Source organism: Pedobacter sp. 05T44, from assembly GCF_056395985.1.
On the sequence record NZ_JBFTKO010000003.1, the window covers coordinates 369152 to 386231 of the forward strand.

12 protein-coding genes and 1 riboswitch are annotated in these 17080 nt (G+C 39.0%); of the genes, 2 read left to right on the forward strand and 10 right to left on the reverse strand.

Features of this window, described 5'->3' with window-relative positions; translation table 11 throughout:
* The first annotated feature begins 16 nt into the window (after positions 1 to 16).
* Positions 17 to 871, forward strand: a complete 855-nt coding sequence (locus tag AC1DDK_RS08535) for a PAS domain-containing protein (protein ID WP_288881888.1) — start codon at positions 17 to 19, stop codon at positions 869 to 871.
* A gap of 55 nt (positions 872 to 926) precedes the next feature.
* Here the strand turns inward: AC1DDK_RS08535 and AC1DDK_RS08540 are convergent, their stop codons facing one another.
* From AC1DDK_RS08540 to AC1DDK_RS08585, 10 genes are all read right to left on the reverse strand, one after another.
* Entirely contained in the window at positions 927 to 3554 is a 2628-nt protein-coding gene (locus AC1DDK_RS08540) for a zinc-dependent metalloprotease (RefSeq protein WP_337717273.1), read from the reverse strand.
* 232 nt (positions 3555 to 3786) lie between these two features.
* Positions 3787 to 4359: a thermonuclease family protein gene (locus AC1DDK_RS08545; RefSeq protein WP_288881884.1), complete on the reverse strand. Its 573-nt coding sequence runs from the start codon at positions 4357 to 4359 to the stop codon at positions 3787 to 3789.
* A gap of 41 nt (positions 4360 to 4400) precedes the next feature.
* The gene (locus AC1DDK_RS08550) at positions 4401 to 5225 is read right to left on the reverse strand and encodes a universal stress protein (RefSeq protein WP_172661632.1); all 825 of its coding nucleotides are present in this window, start codon (positions 5223 to 5225) and stop codon (positions 4401 to 4403) included.
* Between the two features lie 163 nt (positions 5226 to 5388).
* Entirely contained in the window at positions 5389 to 6258 is an 870-nt protein-coding gene (locus AC1DDK_RS08555) for a DUF4397 domain-containing protein (protein ID WP_172661633.1), read from the reverse strand.
* Between the two features lie 18 nt (positions 6259 to 6276).
* Positions 6277 to 9045, reverse strand: a complete 2769-nt coding sequence (locus AC1DDK_RS08560) for a TonB-dependent receptor (RefSeq protein WP_337717275.1) — start codon at positions 9043 to 9045, stop codon at positions 6277 to 6279.
* 80 nt (positions 9046 to 9125) lie between these two features.
* Positions 9126 to 10082 carry a cytochrome-c peroxidase gene (locus tag AC1DDK_RS08565; protein ID WP_172661635.1) on the reverse strand — a complete coding sequence of 319 codons (957 nt, stop codon included), beginning with the start codon at positions 10080 to 10082 and terminating at the stop codon, positions 9126 to 9128.
* Between the two features lie 21 nt (positions 10083 to 10103).
* The gene (locus AC1DDK_RS08570; protein WP_172661636.1) at positions 10104 to 10769 is read right to left on the reverse strand and encodes a YceI family protein; all 666 of its coding nucleotides are present in this window, start codon (positions 10767 to 10769) and stop codon (positions 10104 to 10106) included.
* 76 nt (positions 10770 to 10845) lie between these two features.
* Positions 10846 to 12162: a peroxiredoxin family protein gene (locus AC1DDK_RS08575; protein WP_288881873.1), complete on the reverse strand. Its 1317-nt coding sequence runs from the start codon at positions 12160 to 12162 to the stop codon at positions 10846 to 10848.
* Between the two features lie 24 nt (positions 12163 to 12186).
* Positions 12187 to 13503 carry a peroxiredoxin family protein gene (locus tag AC1DDK_RS08580; RefSeq protein ID WP_172661637.1) on the reverse strand — a complete coding sequence of 439 codons (1317 nt, stop codon included), beginning with the start codon at positions 13501 to 13503 and terminating at the stop codon, positions 12187 to 12189.
* 516 nt (positions 13504 to 14019) lie between these two features.
* Positions 14020 to 15156, reverse strand: coding sequence for a cysteine desulfurase family protein (locus AC1DDK_RS08585; RefSeq protein ID WP_337717277.1), 1137 nt, complete (start codon positions 15154 to 15156; stop codon positions 14020 to 14022).
* 84 nt (positions 15157 to 15240) lie between these two features.
* A riboswitch (SAM riboswitch) is annotated at positions 15241 to 15352 on the reverse strand.
* Positions 15353 to 15674: 322 nt separating this feature from the next.
* Here AC1DDK_RS08585 and AC1DDK_RS08590 point away from each other — a divergent pair.
* Entirely contained in the window at positions 15675 to 16898 is a 1224-nt protein-coding gene (locus tag AC1DDK_RS08590; RefSeq protein WP_337717279.1) for a sterol desaturase family protein, read from the forward strand.
* Positions 16899 to 17080: the final 182 nt, after the last annotated feature.

Genomic DNA, 17080 nt, shown 5'->3' on the forward strand with positions numbered 1-17080 from the left:
ATCAGCTCTAATTATTTTGAAAAACAACGCACTAATCAGAATCGTCATCACTTATCTAATTTTAGGTGGAACATGGCTACTTATAGGTTCGCAATTTATCGGTTGGCTTGATCGGCAATACCCGGCAACTGATTTAAGGAACTTATACTACCTTAAAAACTTTATATTTTTAATTGGCACTGCTATAGCGGCAGTAATAGGCTTAAACTACCATTATAGTAGCCTTTTAAATACAGAAAGAAGATATAAAAATGAACTTATTGCACATGAGAAACAGTTAAACGATCAAGTCCTCCTATACAATACGGTTACCAGGGCCACCAATGATGTGATATGGGATTATGACATAGCCAATGACAAATTAACCTGGATGAGTGGGTATAAAGAGATCTTTGGGCATGAAGACAATGAGGTTATTCACAATTCCTTCTGGGCTATGTCCCGGGTACATCCCGACGATCAGGCCCGTATCATTTATGAATTTGAGAAAATCATAAAAACAAAAGGGAACAAGTGGAAAGCAGAATACAGATACCTTTGTCAGGATGGCAGTTACAAACATGTTTTTGATCGCGGCTATCTAATCTTCGATGATTCCGGCAACCCGCTTAGAATGCTTGGAGCAATGCAGGATATAGATGTAAGAGTAAAACATGAAGAGCAGCTCGTAGCTCAGAATGAAAAGCTTAGAGAAATTGCCTGGCACAACTCTCACGAAGTAAGACGACCTCTATCTAATCTGCTAGGACTTATCCCTTTATTAAAGGATTCAATTGGCGACCAGGAGACCCTTACGGGCTTAGTTAATTTTCTAGAAATCTCGGCAGGAGAATTGGACAATGCTGTATTGAAGATCAATGACCAAATTTAATAAAGAAGCCTGCACCGATATCGGCGCAGGCTTCTTTATTAAAGCAATTACAAATTTATTTAACTGCCAAAGCTTTATCAATTAAAAAAGTCAGGTTTGTACGGTGAGCTTTAGTTTGTTCATTTGTTGAAACCGCACCACCAAGCTGGGTTTTTACCTTTTTTAAGGTAGATAATGCCGCAGCTTTACTTGCATTATCATATCCGCCAGGTGAAGAAACGATGCTTGCTGAAGCTTTTATAAATTCAGTCTGTAGGTTTTGACGGAATAGATTCACATTCGATTTAAGATCTGCAGCAAAAATATCATTCGCCAAATCGTTCATTACACTTGCTACAGAATATGTGTTACCATAAAGCCCACTATTGTTTATTCTCGTCAACGTATTTGGATGTAGAATTTGGGCAAGCGTACTTAACTGTATAGACATGAATGTATTCTGAGGCTTAAAGTCCTCGTTACTTCCAAAAAATCCAAATCCACGTCTCTGAATTTGAAGATAAGGGAATAGTGGGCTATCTGCATCAAAAGCATTAGGAGCAAACACATATTTACCCAACAGTGCCATTGCCTTTTTTTGATAAGCAACAGGAACAGGCGTAAATGGGGCAACAGTAGTTTTCTGTCCCACAAAACTTCTATCTACATAAACACCGCCAACGAAACGGCTTATCGCCGCTGCAATACTTGCACGTTGTCCGTTAAGCTGCTGATAGCGTAAGCGTAACTCCTGATAGCTCTGACCAGTTCTGCTAAAACGAGACTTCAGCTTTGGCATCATTGTGTTAATCAATTTAAACCTATCCTCTCCGTAAGCAACCATGTCATTAGTCTGATCATTAACATTCACTCTTGGATCGATACCACCTCCAGGGCTTCTCATGTCATCTGCATCATTACCAAATGCAAGCTGTGGATCTGTACTGCGGCTTAAAATCTTATTTAGTCCGGCCTCTTCTTCCGACTCGCTAAATGGAGTATAGCCATACTCTATTGCCCATAAATCATATGGACCCGCTTTAGTGGTATAATAATCACCTTGTTTACTACGATCGCTGCTTACGTTAATAGCAGGATAATCCATTACAGATCCTTGCAATCCAATTTTACGGGTAAGCGCTACATCATTCATTTGAGCAGGGGTTAACATTTGACTGGCTTTCATATTGTGATTAAGTCCAAGCGTATGTCCCATTTCGTGCATGATAAGATAGTATAAGAATTGTTTGTGCATTTCACGGACAGTTTCTGCTCTTTTTGCTTCTGGAACATCAGCATCCAACGCTTCAATTGCTGTTAAACCAGTCTGATACTGCATACTTAGCTCCTGGGCCAATGTACAAGAAGCCATATGGTTTTTATCGAAACTATGCCCTTGACCTGATTTTAAAGAAGCAGCCTCAATAGGATTTTCCCAAGGCAGCTTTAAAGCAGAATTTCCACCGTTATAAAGATCGTCTGTAATAATTGTACCTGCTCCAGAGCGCCATTCAACAGTAATGTCGGCGCCTAAAATCTGGCCAGTTAATGGGTTATAAAAACTTGGGCCTATTGCACCATAAGAAGGATATGCCGAAGACACCCAACGGATTACGTTGTAAGCAATATCTGCCGGGTCCCAGCTAGCCGTATCAGGCATTTCTTTCATTACAACAGCATTCTTGAAACCCGCTTTCTCAAATGCTTCGTTCCATTTCTCACCTGCCTCTTTTATAATCGGGCGATACTCTAGCGGGGTAGTATTCTCAATCCAAAATACAATTGGTTCTACCGGCTCGCTTAATGCCGCCGACGGATCTTTCTTTTTAAGGTTCCAGCGGCTAATAAAATCTTTATATGGTGCAGGTGATAAAGAAGTCAGGTTATCTACTTCGGATCCAAAATAACCTACCCTTGGATCATCACGACGGGCGCGGAAATCATTCTTAGGAACTTCAAGAAAAGAATGCTGCATTTTAACCCTTACATAGCGGGCATCAGTAATGTCTTTTCCTCCCCCGTTTAAAGGCACAGGGTTATCATAAGCAAGTTCCACAACTACGTCTGTATTTCCCGGGAATGAGCGTATCTTTTGGTACTTTGATTTAGAGGTATTTAGGTTTCCAAGATTAAATACAGCCCCCGGAGGCAAAGTTGGAGGAAAAACCGGTTTAACGGGATCCAGTTTGTCTCCAAGAAAAAGACCGTCTACAGCAATCAGGTAGCCTAAAGAATCTTGTGCAGCTACCTTATCACTATAAAAAACTGCATCTGATACGTCAACATCTGCTGATTTACTTACCGGATTTGCCTTATCGTAGTAAAAATTAGTATTCTTTTGAAGAAGCTCAATTTTATCATCAGATTTCTGGATATAAAACAACCAGGTAGTTCTGATCATATTTTGGTTAAGAAACAAAGTTGTTGGCCCACCCATCGAGAAACTTTGATAAATGTAATTCTTGCCTAACTGATCTTTCTTAATATACATCTGAAGGCTACCCGTTACGGTATCTCTATACATCGAAAAAAGACCGTCAATCTTTTTACTTGATTTTATTTTGTCATTTATTGTTGGTTTAGCAGGCTTGGCCATCGCTTTTTTTAGCGAATCAGCGGCAAGCTCTTTTTTCTTCTTTTTTTGGGCAAAAGCGCCCCCTGCCAAGAATAATACTAGCGTGAGCAGTGTAATGGTTCTTTTCATATGAAATAATAGTTTGTTTTTGTTACGAATTTATCTTGTGTATGATGCTTTCACGCAATAAATGTTACTAAAAATATGAATTTTCAGGCAAAAAGAATATGTCAAAATCGCTTTTCAGAAAATTAATCTACTTGTTCTTTAAACGAGGTATTAAAAAAGGCATGTTTGTTCCTTAATTAAACAATCTTAAATTATCCTGTTAGTTGTATGCCTGACAAATAAATCTCGATCACTAAGCTCTTAAACGATAATTAATACCCAGAATAATGAACATTATAACAAGCCCACCAATTACATAGCGGTTCTCATATAGGTCTATTTGGGTAATGTTGCTTATAGGAGTAGTTACTGGAATATTTTGGGGTTCGTTTCTTTCGGCTTCAGTATACTTCCACATTCCCAGCAACTGATCTTTTGCTTCGGCTTCAGCATCAGTGTACACCGCAGCTCGGTCAAAACGAAACTTAAGTAAAGCGTAAGCATATCCTTCACGGATCATTTGCTCATTTATATCCACTCCACTAAGCACAACATATCTCAACAATCTCGAGTATCTGTCTCTGTCTTTTGACTTATGGTCTCTTGTTAGTTCAATATCTCTTCCTTCAATCAGCTCTGCTAAGTGTTCCTTTGCTTCAATGCCATAAAAATCCTTCATTTCAGGCGCATTTATACCTATTAACCTTACCCGCTCGCCTGATTCAGTTACGAAAGTATCACCATCAACAACACGCTTAACCTTTGTGAATTGTCCAAAGCACAGACTATGGCTTGCAACAATTAAAAACAGAATTATATACTTCATTTGAAGCGGCAATGATAAGCATAAAAAAATTCTGATTCAACTTAGGAAATTGGGAGCGAAAGCAAGGGTATTTTTAATCCTGAAGCCATTATGCGTGTTTTACTCCGGTGAATAATAGAAGCCCAGAATCCATATTTTTTTGGCACCATAATCAATAGATCAGCTCTGAAATCGATAATTTCTTTTTCTATTTCCTTGATCACCGCATTGGAATTTACGTTCTTATAATAGTAAGAAATGCCTTCAAGTCCATCATCAATGGCACTTACTTCCGGTAAAGAAGCGTTTAGTGTTTTTAATTCTTCAACCTTCTGACTTACATTAAAAACTTCAACCTCGGCGTTCAGTGCTATTGCCAGTTCTTTAATATTGGCAAGTACTTTTTCTGATATACCTCGCAACACATCACAAGCAAAAAGCACATTTTTGGTGCCCTCAAACCTGGCTCCCAGCGGAACAGCCATAACCGGCAGATTGAGTTTCTTAATTGCCGATGTTGTGGTGTTACCCCAAAGATCCTGCTCCAAAGTTTTAGTATTCATCCCCAATACCACCAGGGCAGCCTGATGCTTGTCTATTAAGCTTTTCAGCGCCTCCTGAACAAAGGAGAGGTTTGATTCATGTTCTACCTCTATATCGTAATCGATAGATAGAGATAGTGCTCTTTCAATTAAGCGAATCTCATTATCCGTTATCAATTTTTGTATGCTGGCTGCCGGCAAAAGGGTATTTGCAGCATGAGTAGGAATTACAAAAGAATTGTAAAGGATAAGCTTTGCATTATTATGTTTGGCAATGGCAGCGGCATATTCTACAGCGTTCTCAGCTACTTCCGAAAAATCTGTGGCTACAATCAGGGGGTTCATATATAAAGTATTAATTCTTTATAAATTTAGGCATATACTACTTTATAAAACAGCCCGAACCCAGGTTAAACCGTTATTTTACTTTAATCTTAGATTTCAATTGTAACATAGCAATGACGGAGTGCACTAGCACACTCCGTCATTTCGACTGCTTTAACCAATGTTACTTGCTATGTGTAATTATGGTTGCACTTAGCCCGGCTCCGCCAGGGCTTCCATTTATAAAGATGGTGTATATCTTTCCGGCCTCAAAAGTTATGTTAGATAACCCACTGCCTGCAATAGGTAATACTGCCTGAGTCGTATTGTTCTTAACCTCAAGATTCTTAGATGCAACAGCATCAATTTCCTTAAAGGGGCCAAGCGTTTTCCAACTCAAACCCGGTATGGTGGCCGGAGCCTTCCCATTTGCATCATAGGTTATAATGGTCTGATCGCCAAAATTGCCATATGCAACATTTGAAAAAACTGCACCACTACCTACTAAAACTAAATCTACATTCGGTGCATCAGGAGAAAAGTTTGCAAACCGCACTTTTGCCTTACCAGAAACCGGCGCTGTTAAATCATCATACACCAATACCAGACTATCCCTATTTCCAGGATTCAATTTACTGGGCTTACGTTTGGCAACCGCGAATAAAGTATGATAATAGCTCGCAATAGGACCATTAGGAGCTGCAAAAGAAGCTTTATCAGTTTCCTGTACAAAAGTGGCACTCCCTCCAAATACATATGATGATTTATAGCTCGTGTTACTCCCCTCGGTAGTATTGTATTGTACTTTTCCATATTGGGTGTCCACATAATTGGTTGCCGCATTATGAACAATCAAAGTGGTATTTATCTGCCTTGTAAAGTCAAGAAAGTTAATAGGTGCTGTAATAGACAATGCATTTACCAGTTTAACTTTAGCACTTAGAGGTGGCCTGTCGGCATTATCCGAATCCAGGTATTCCGTTTTTTTGCAGGATGTAGACACGATAGCAATTACACCCAATATCCCTGCGAACTTTATATTTAAAAATTTCATGATCTCTGTATTTTATAATTAGAACTTAGCCGATAATCTTACAAATGGCTGTATACCTGTATTTGTTCCAGCTTGTGTACCACCTGGGCCCGGATTGCGTGTAATATTGCTTCCTGGCGCAGGAATACTATAATCACCCAGAACATTGAATAAGTTATTGGCACCCACAGTTGCCTGTATGGTAGGGGTTATTCTATATCCCGCAGATATATCTGCTATCCAGATCGGACTAAAAACCTGATAGTAGTAATCTGGTTTAGGGAAGTTAGCATTAAGCTGGGATACCGATGTTACCGATCCAAAATACACTGCCCGCACTAAAAAATTAAACTTATCAAGGTTATAAGTTCCCTGCAAGGTTATTTTCTTCGATGGGATATTGTTTGTTACCCTTGCTTTCTCCGATTCATCAAAAATTATATATCGGTAAGCTTCCAATCCTTTTGGTGTATTTACTTTGGTCAGCTTAGTATCTAAAAAGTTTGCACTGGCAAGGAAAGTAGCATTTGCCCCATTATTGAACAGGAACTTGTAGCTTCCGGTTAGCTCAATACCCTTTGTACTGGTGCTAAATGAATTGTAAAAAAACTTTGCCTGTATGGTACCTGTTTGTACAAATAAGGCCCTAACATCGGCAGGCAAATTGGTATCAGTTGCCGAAAAGCGCCCGGTATTACCAACTCTGTCTTTAATATCAATCTGGTATGCATCTACAGTAAGTTCCACATTTGGTATTGGCGATGCGGTTAAACCGGCCGTATATCCCTTAGATCTTTCTGCTTTTAGTTCCGGAATCCCCAATGCTTTTGTAGCCGGATTTACATTGTTTGCGGTAACCTGATCTATGGCTACGCCATTTTGAAAAGTTGTAGAGGTTTCAGTATAATAAAACTGCGCAAGGTCAGGCGCCCTAAATCCAGTGTTTATTGATCCTCTTACCCCAAGCCAGTCGGTAACACTATAGCGTGTTGCACCTTTATAAGTAAACACACTTCCAAAATCTGAATAATTCTCGACACGTACCGCACCAGAAAGTAACCATTTTGAAGTAACATTTAACTCCAAATCTAAATACCCTGCAGAAATAGATCGGTTTACGTTCACCTCATTCGATGGGCGAAAACCTGCATGGATCTGCGAACCTGGCGATAGGCCGTTTAGTGGCGTTAACCCTAAAGAAGTGGTATAAGGAATACCACCCGCTGTTGTATCTACTCCATAAATTGCCCTCAAATCTCCTTTTGAATATGAGGCTTCCTCACCAGCAATGATCTGATAGCTCTCTACACGGTATTGACCGCCAAATGCCACATTAAGCCCTTTTAGCACTTTTTCAAAATAGCGACTAAAATCCAGACTGGTTGTATTCTGGCTGGCGTTATAACTACCTGCATCAAACTTACGGGGTGTACGCTGGCCCAAACTTGCGTTCAAAGAGTTGCTGATCACATTCCCAAAATCATTAATGCCATACACATTTGAAATGTCAACTTTCCAGTCTTTTACCTTTGCTTTTACGCCCAGGGCAAACGACTTATCAGAAATGATGTTATCCATTGCCGGTAAAAACCCATCGGGATATATAAAGGTATTGTTGCGCTCAGTCCAACCCGGCAAACGGTACACCGCTGTAAACTGTGAATTACGGTGGCTAATACCTCCAAATGAGTACAACTCCACATCTTCCTTTAAAGGAACAGAAGCATTAAAGAAAAGTAATCCATCTATGGCTTTATTTGTACTGCCACGCTGATCAAAATAATGCCTGTCAATACCTCTGCTGGCTATTATGGCATCATCAATTTCTTTTGTATAGATCTGATCAAATCCCCTTGTATTGGCACCACCACCATAGGCAGGCCCTATATATAAGCCTGCATCATCGTTTCCAACAGGCAATGATACTGCCTGGGTAGCAAACTCTCCGGTTACGTTCAAAAAGCCGCCTTTATTTCCTAGCTTAACCCCATAATTACTGCTGGTCCTTGTGGTTAATCCATCTCCCCGTCTGCGCGCACTTGCAGTTGAGCTGAGCGACAGCTGATCAGTACTTTTCTTTAAAACTATATTAATAACGCCGGCAATAGCATCAGAACCATATTGGGCCGCAGCACCATCACGCAGTATTTCAATTCTTTCAATAGATCCTGTCGGAATGGAATTAAGATCATAGCCCGTTGCTCCATTCCCTAATCCACCCCAGCTGATGTTTGAACTTTTATGTCTTCTTTTTCCATTAATCAATACCAATAACTGATCTACACCAAGCCCCCTAAGCTGCGCTGTTGATGTTGCCGAAGCGGCATCTCCCCCACCTGAAACAGAGGAGTGGAATGATGGGGATACATACTGCAATAATTGGGTAACGGTTACCTGCGGTGCCGATTCCTGAAGTGCCTTTATATCAATAATATCTACAGGGTTTGCTGAGGTAAGCTTAGTTCTGTTTGCATTGTTTGAACCAACAATATTTACCTCACTCAGTGAGCTTGATGAAGGCTTAAGACTAATATTTATCACCTCCTTGCCATCAATTTCTGCCTCTTGTGTTTCATATCCGATGTAAGAAAAGATCAATATCCGACCATTCTTAATAGTAACCTGGTAACTTCCATCCTCTTTTGTGGCAGGCCCGTCATCAAGCCCTTTTACCCTTACCGAAACTCCGGGTATAGGCAAATTATCGTCTGCTGAGGTAACTACCCCCTTGATTATGCGCCTTTGCGCATATAAATTTTGCCCATAAAAAAAGCTAAAGAACAACAGTACCGGTATAATTTTTTTCATTATGATTTAGTTAAGTTTAGACAAAAGGATACCCCCTACATGCATTTAAGCATATATTACATTTTGTCAGTTATATGTTTTTACTTGTTCAACAGGAACCTGTCGTCGGTAAGCGCACCCAGAAAAGCTACAATATCATCCATTTCCTGGCCTGATAGATTCAAGGGTTTATCCAATGATAAATCCCTGTTAATACCATCTTTAACCACTACCGACGGATTGTTGTAGTATTCTACTACGCTTCGTAAAGTTTTAAATTTGCCGTTATGCATGTATGGAGCTGTTAATGCCACATTACGTAAACCGGGTATTTTAAACTCTCCCAATACAGTACTGTCCTTTGTTATGCTGAACCGGCCGGCATCATTCAAAGTTTTTCCGTTATACAAGCCGATATTTTTAAACCTATCGGCTGTAAAATCTTCACCTGAATGACAGTTGTTACAATTCCCCTTACCTATAAACAGAAGTCGTCCGCGTATAGCGGCTTCTGACATGGCGTTGTCATCTCCATTTATATATCGGTCATAAGGGCTATTGTTTGTTTCCAGCGTCCGTTCAAAAGCAGCCAGTGCTTTCAACAAATTATCTTTATTTGGCGCTGTTTTAAATACTTTTTTAAAAGCGTCTGCATAGAATTTATCGTTATTAAGTCGTTCAATTGCCTCATCAATGGTTAAGCCCATTTCATCAGGCGATGTTATTGGCCCTAAAGCCTGTTCCTCAAGCGATGAGGCACGGCCATCCCAAAAAAAATGAGTACGGCCAGATAAGTTGGTTAATCCCGGAGAATTCCGGGATGTAAGTTTTCCTCCAATACCTTTACTAAATACTGCAGTATCAGCAAAAGCAAATTCCGGTCTGTGGCACGACGAACAATTAATTGTCCGGTCTTTCGATAATATGTTATCAAAAAACAGCTTACTGCCAAGTTGCTCCCGGGTCTGTATCTCGTCGCTACCCGACATGAAACTTAACTGGGTTATCAACAGGAAAACAAAGGCTATCAGTATAAGTATGGTATTTCTTTTTTTCATGATTATTGTAAAGTCATGCAATTATTGAGCATTGGCTACTAGTGCCACGTCGATATCAAAATCATCATAGATCACTTTATCGCCAAGGTTTTCGAAGAAGTTTTTAGAGCGGAACTTAATGTCGTATTTGGTACGGTCTATAGTTATCTTGGCATTAGCAGTTAACTTTTTACCATTTACTGCAATTGTTGCCGGGAAACTCACATCGTTGGTTATCCCTTTAATGGTTAGTTTGCCCTTAACATTGTACTGGTTGCCTGTAGTTTTGGTGGCAGAGCTGATTACAAAATTTGCTTTAGGAAACTTCTCTGCACTAAAAAAGTCCTCACTTTTAAGGTGTCCAACCAATTTTGCATTTGCACTTTCATCAGTAAGGTCAGCATTGGTTATGGTACGGGTATCAATGTCAAAGCTCCCCGCTTTTAAAGTATTATTCTCTACTGTAAAACTACCGTTGCTTACTTTAACAGATCCACTATGTTCGCCTGTAGCCTTTTTTGCCAGCCAGGTTAATTTACTGCCTTCATTGTCGACTTTAAACACCAATGCTTTAACAACAGCGCCTTTTCCAGGCACCATTTTTTTAGCAGATAAAATTGTTTTGTTAGCGTTTGTTGGTTTTACAGCTCCTGTAAGAACCAATAATGAAGTTGCAGTAATTGCAGAAAGAGTTAGTATTAATTTCATATTCTTTGTTTAATTATTTAGTGGTTTTAAATCCCCTGGTACAAACCTTAGTCTGCACCAGGGGGAGGGATTTCTATTATTTTCCTTTTAAAGTATCATTAGATTTTGCTGATGCATTCGAAGGCACTTCTTCTGCAATCAGTACATCCAACAGATCATTAAACTTCTTTTCGTACTCTTTATAGTATTTACCGGTTACTGTGCCCGTATATCCTGTATAGATCTCGCGCACTTCACCTTTTCTATCTATAATTATGGTAGTTGGAAAAGCAATGAATTTGTTCAGCGCAGGCAGTTTCTGGGATACCACCTTTTTATCTGCAAGGCCACCAAATAAAATGTCATATTTAACATCATACTTGTCTCTTAATTTACCAAGTGTATACTGTGCATATTGCAAGCTATCTTTTTGCTCAAAACCAATAGCAATAGCCTCTACGCCACGCTTTTGATTTTTATTAAACCATGGCGAAAGAAATATAGTCTGATCAGTACAGTTAGGGCACCAGGTACCAACGATCTCAACAATAACCACTTTACCTTTGTATTTATCATCACTTAAGGATACAGGTTTACCTGTCAGATCAGGAAAAGTAAAGTCAAGCTTTTTATACCCTTCCTTTAAAAAGGTAAGCTTATATGGATCGGGCAATTCAGCCTTATCATCCTTTACCCCATCAAACTTGGTATTGTCGTAAATCCCTGCCGATATTACACCGCTGATTGTGCCATCAGCATTAATTTTACCTTTATAAATTTTAGGGCTTGGACCCGTAAAACCCGACAAAACAAATTCATCGCCTTGTACGGTGCCTTCCAATTCACGACTATCGCCAGTAACCTGTAAAATTACACCGGTAAGTTTGTTTCCATTTTGCTTTAACAAGGCCACCTTATTAGGAACCTGCTCTTTAGAATAAAACTTCAGTTCCCATTTACCACTAATGTTTGCAACCGGTGCAACGTCCTTACCAGGTTCAACAAAGCGGTAATTCTTACCATGTTCTGCTGTAAATGGTAACGAGTTACCTCTAAAACCCGGCACCAGACTTCGGTACTCTCCACTTAGTGTTCCATCATCTTCTATTTTGGCAACAAGTGCTGCATCATAGGTATTCATTTTAATAAAAATCGAATCCTTACCCAGCCGGGTTACATGGAAATCATCGCGTCTGGTTCCATTTAATAGTGTAAATGTACCGTGCTCCAGATCTTTCCCTTTAAATTCGAAATTAAATGGTACCTGAGTTTCACTAACATTAAAAACACCACGCCAAACTCCCTCTTTAATTACTTTCCCCGCATGGTTCTTATCTAAGGCCCATACAGATACGCCTAAAAGCAAGCCCAGGGAGAGTAATAATAATTCTTTAAAAAAATTGCGCTTATTCATCGTTTAAGTTTTATGGTTATACTATTATTTACCTTTTAAGGTGTTACTTGTATCCGTGGCTTGTGCCGTTGGTTCAGGTTCAGCCAATAATTCGTCTAGCACTTTATTAAATTTCTTCTCATAATCATCGTAATACTTACCTGTTACAGTACCAGTATATCCGGTATAAATTTCTCTTACCTCACCTTTTCTGTCTATGATTATAGTAGTAGGAAAAGCAATGAACTTGTTAAGTGCAGGGAGTTTTTGAGCTACCAACTTTTTATCGGCAAGGCCACCAAAAAGTATGTCATACTTGATATCATATTTATCTCTCAGTTTTCCCAGCGTATATTTAGCATACTCCAAACTGTCTTTCTGTTCAAAGCCTATTGCTATGGCTTCTACACCACGCTTTTGGTTTTTATTAAACCATGGCGACAAAAACACTGTCTGATCTGTACAGTTAGGGCACCAGGTACCAATAATCTCTACAATAACTACCTTGCCTTTATACTTGTCATCGCTTAGCGAGACAGATTTACCGTTCAAATCAGGAAAAGTAAAGTCAAGCTTTTTATATCCTTCCTTTAAAAACGTTAGTTTATAAGGATCTGGTAAATCGGCAACATTGTTTTTGGTTGCATCAAATTTGATGTTCTTATAAATTCCAAAACCCTGCTCTCCGGAAAGGGTTCCATCTTCATTTATTTTTCCTTTAATAATGAAAGGGCTAGGGCCTGTAAAACCAGATAAAGCAAATTCATCACCTTGTACAGTACCTTCAATTTCGCGGCTATCGCCAACAACGGTCATTATCACGCCGGTAAGTTTATTGCCCGATTGCTTTAATACGGCAATAGAAGCCGGAACTGCTTCTTTACTATAAAGCTTAAGCTCCCATTTACCGCTTAAATCTGCTTTTGGCTTCACGTCTTTTCCCGGCTCAACAAAGCGATATGCCTTGCCATATTCTGCAGTAAAAGGAAGTGCATTTCCTCTAAAATTAGGCACCAAACTTCTGTATTCGCCAGTTAGCCTTCCATCATCTTCTATTTTGGCTACTAAAGCAGCATCATAGGTGTTCATTTTAACGAATATGGAGTCTTTGCCAATTAGCTGTACATGGAAATCATCGCGACGCGTGCCATTTAAAAGGGTAAACACTGCATGCTGAGGGTCTTTTCCTTTTAGTTCGAAATTAAAGGGAACCTGCGATTCGCTTACGGTAAATACGCCGCGCCATACGCCTTCTTTAATAAATTTTGCAGGTTCAGGTTTAGTTCCTGCAAGTGCTGCACCACTCAATAAAATACCTGCCGACAGGCATTTAGCTTTAAATAGATAATCTTTTAAGTTCATTGTATAGGGTTTTTTAGGTTGTTTAAGAGAATTTTGGGCATAACGATTCCTGCCTCAATAGCCTGGCTATTAGATTCTGACGAATAAATTCAAGAAAATCAATCAGGGAATGCTGTAGAAACTACATGCACATACAACAACAGAATTTTAAATTTTTCATATCACTAGTTAATTTATATTTCTAAAAATCATTTTTTAGAAAACTTTATAAATCATCTATTAATGGTGGAGTTACTAGATGTTGGCAATAAAAATCATCTACTAAGGGGTGGAGCTTTATTAGATTGATGTAAAGGTAATGCTTAGAAATAACAATTCAAAAAAAATCTACCAATTTAGTAGTATTTATTTTTTATGTTATAATTGGCCCTTCTATTGGCCGTTATTGTATATTGTTAAACGTTTATTAATTAACATCCCGGCGTGTTGCAGAAAGCGAGCTGAATGAACTTTCCACCATTGCATAAAGCCACGCAATCTACACAGCCAGGATGTTAATTTTTACCATTAAGCACATTATATGGTTACCACATTATAAATTGCAGCGAGCCTTTCAACGGTGTAATCTATTTCTTCTATGGTATTATACTTACTAAATGAAAAGCGAACCGTATGACGGGATGGATCTGCATTAATTGCTTTGAGCACATGCGATGCCGACCCTGTAGAGCAGGCACTTCCTCCAGACACAGAAATATTATTCAGGTCCAGATATCCCAGTAAGTCATCAGCACCTTCATGTTGTGGCAGGCTAACACTTAAAACGGTGTAAAGGCTCTTATCCGCATCACCCGAATTTCCATTAAACTGTACCCCTTCAATTTCGGCCTTCAATTTAAAGATCATCCTGTCTTTTAGTTTCTGTATATACCTTGCGTGTTCATCAATATCACGATATGCAATTTCCAAAGCTTTTGCCAGGCCAATAATTCCATGAATATTTTCAGTTCCTGCACGTAGCCTGCGTTCCTGAGATCCGCCATGGATTAGCTTGGAAAGCTGGATCCCATTTTTACAGTAAATAAATCCTACACCTTTTGGCCCATGAAATTTATGTGCTGATGCAGCTATAAAATGTGCTTTCAATTTTGACAGATCATGGCGATAGTGTCCAATGGTCTGAACCGTATCTGAATGAAAAATAGCGTTGCTGCTACAACAGAGCTCGCCAATTAATTCAATGTTGTTTAAATTCCCGATTTCGTTATTGGCATGCATTACCGATACCAATGAGCGTTCCTTATTTTTTAATAGTTGCTGTAAATGTTCAACATCAAGGTTTCCCCTATCATCCGTATTTATAAAGCTTAGGCTTATCTCGCCACGCTTTTTAAGTGCTTCTAATGTATGCAGAACTGCATGATGCTCAAATGGAGTAGTAATTACATGTTTAACCTGCTCAGAATACACGCTTGATAATATAGCTGTGTTGTCGGCCTCAGTACCGCCACTTGTAAAAATAATTTCATTAGGCGCAGCATTTAAAAGATCGGCTATGGTATTTCTGGCATTTTCAATAGCGCTTTTTACAATCCTTCCATCTTCATGATGTGATGATGGATTGCCAAAATACTCTAACAGGTAAGGGATAATTTCCTTATAAACCTCTTTGTCCAGTTGGGTGGTTGCAGCATTGTCTAGATAAATTCTCATTTCTTCCTCCTCTTTTTTAATTAATCGTTTATAATTAATCATTCTGTGATGTCAGCTTATGCAGAAGAGGTACAACTCTTTACCATTTTATCTTTCTCCGCATTAGCGGAGCAGGAATTAGCACCTTTTACAAGCAAAGCTGGTACAGGTTGCTAAGACGTCGTAGGGCCTTTCCCTCTGTCTTTCTGGATAAGTAAATTACAAGAACAACTATTGAGTCGCAAATGTATAAATAAAAACTACTAATTTACTAGACTTTATTAAAATAAATTTTAATCCTTGATATTGGCCTGCTTAACCTCAAAAAAAGGCTACCTCTAAAGCACTGATAATTAAGCTATTATTAGGGTTCATACAACGCTTAAACAATCGTTACACAATGGCAAAACAATAGATATACAATTTTGGAATGTATAAACCTTGCATAAGGAAACTGAATGGTTCGTTAAAATATAGTTTAAAATAAATACTACTAATTTAGTAGTATTTATTTACATTTGGCTAAGAGGAATTAAATTATGATTAGTCATTTTAACTATTTAGCCTTTGCTATCCCAGCTTTTTTTGTGTTTCTTTTTTTAGAGTATGGGATCGCTGTAAAGCTAAAAAAGGCGCATTTGTTCAAATATGAAAGTTCCATTTCCAACCTCAGTATAGGTATTGCCGAAAGGCTTCTCAATCTCTTTATATCAGCAAGTTTCTGCAGCTTGTTCTTTTGGATTTACACCAACTATGCACTTTTCAGCATACCCAATGTTTGGTGGGTATGGGTATTACTGATCCTGGTTACAGATCTTGTTTGGTATTGGTACCATAGACTCGGTCATGAGGTAAATATCCTTTGGGCAGCCCATATCGTACATCATCAAAGCGAAGAATTTAACTTTACAGTATCCGCCAGGATTACCGTTTTTCAAGCCCTGATCAGAAATCTTTTTTGGTGCGTTATACCGCTGCTGGGATTTCATCCTACCATGGTGATCGCTATTCTTGTTGTTCATGGGGCCTATTCCTTCTTTACCCATACTCAGCTGATCAGAAATTTAGGCTGGCTGGAATATATTCTGGTTACACCTTCCATTCATGGGGTTCACCATGCCAGCGATGAGAAATATCTTGATAAGAACTATGGAGATGTATTCGTTTTCTGGGACAAAATCTTTGGAACATTCCAAAGGGAAGAGGAACCACCTAAGTATGGCCTTACACATCCTGTAAAAAGTTATAGTTTCTTATGGCAGCACTTCCATTACTACCTCGAAATTTTAGCGGCGTGTAAAAAGGTACCCGAGGTAAAGACCAAATTAAAAATCATCTTTGGTCACCCTTCCAGACTGGATCAGGAAATCAGGCCAATGCTTGAAAAGAGATACCTGCAGCACAAAGCATCCTCTTCTTATCGTTTTAAATTCAGAGGTTATTTAAACATACAAATAATTGTCAGCGTAATTCTGTTAACGTTCATTACCGGCTTATATCCCTACTTTGAGACCGTAGATAAGTTGTTTATTGTTATGTTTGTTCTGCTTACATTGATTAACTGCGGAGCCTTAATGGAACAAAGAAAATGGATTTACTACCTAGAGTATACCCGCCTGTTAACTGTATTTATCTATGTTTTCTGGAAGTCGGACCGTATGGAATTACTGCTGCCTTTAGTAGTGCTGCTATTCATTGCAGAGCAACTATTTCGGATTAGTCATTTGTACCGTCACTATGTGCTTAGGTACGATAAAGTTTAAGCGGCATGTTAAAAATACAAAAGGGCCGTCGTCATCTCTCCTATCGTCCTTTAGATTTGTTTTTGATAATTTAGAATGAGAAGGAAGCAGAAGTAAACTATTCGTTCCTCAGAGTTTAGACTCATATCTCGATTTAGACTTCTGCATCCCTTTCATCAGGAACTCAAATAGAAATTAGGGCT

Excerpts from the sequence above, each read along its gene's own strand:
- AC1DDK_RS08540 (WP_337717273.1), bottom strand. The coding sequence starts at position 3,554 with ATGAAAAGAACCATTACACTGCTCACGCTAGTATTATTCTTGGCAGGG.
- AC1DDK_RS08545 (WP_288881884.1), bottom strand. The coding sequence starts at position 4,359 with ATGAAGTATATAATTCTGTTTTTAATTGTTGCAAGCCATAGTCTGTGC.
- AC1DDK_RS08550 (WP_172661632.1), bottom strand. The coding sequence starts at position 5,225 with ATGAACCCCCTGATTGTAGCCACAGATTTTTCGGAAGTAGCTGAGAAC.
- AC1DDK_RS08555 (WP_172661633.1), bottom strand. The coding sequence starts at position 6,258 with ATGAAATTTTTAAATATAAAGTTCGCAGGGATATTGGGTGTAATTGCT.
- AC1DDK_RS08560 (WP_337717275.1), bottom strand. The coding sequence starts at position 9,045 with ATGAAAAAAATTATACCGGTACTGTTGTTCTTTAGCTTTTTTTATGGG.
- AC1DDK_RS08565 (WP_172661635.1), bottom strand. The coding sequence starts at position 10,082 with ATGAAAAAAAGAAATACCATACTTATACTGATAGCCTTTGTTTTCCTG.
- AC1DDK_RS08570 (WP_172661636.1), bottom strand. The coding sequence starts at position 10,769 with ATGAAATTAATACTAACTCTTTCTGCAATTACTGCAACTTCATTATTG.
- AC1DDK_RS08575 (WP_288881873.1), bottom strand. The coding sequence starts at position 12,162 with ATGAATAAGCGCAATTTTTTTAAAGAATTATTATTACTCTCCCTGGGC.
- AC1DDK_RS08580 (WP_172661637.1), bottom strand. The coding sequence starts at position 13,503 with ATGAACTTAAAAGATTATCTATTTAAAGCTAAATGCCTGTCGGCAGGT.
- AC1DDK_RS08585 (WP_337717277.1), bottom strand. The coding sequence starts at position 15,156 with ATGAGAATTTATCTAGACAATGCTGCAACCACCCAACTGGACAAAGAG.
- AC1DDK_RS08590 (WP_337717279.1), top strand. The coding sequence starts at position 15,675 with ATGATTAGTCATTTTAACTATTTAGCCTTTGCTATCCCAGCTTTTTTT.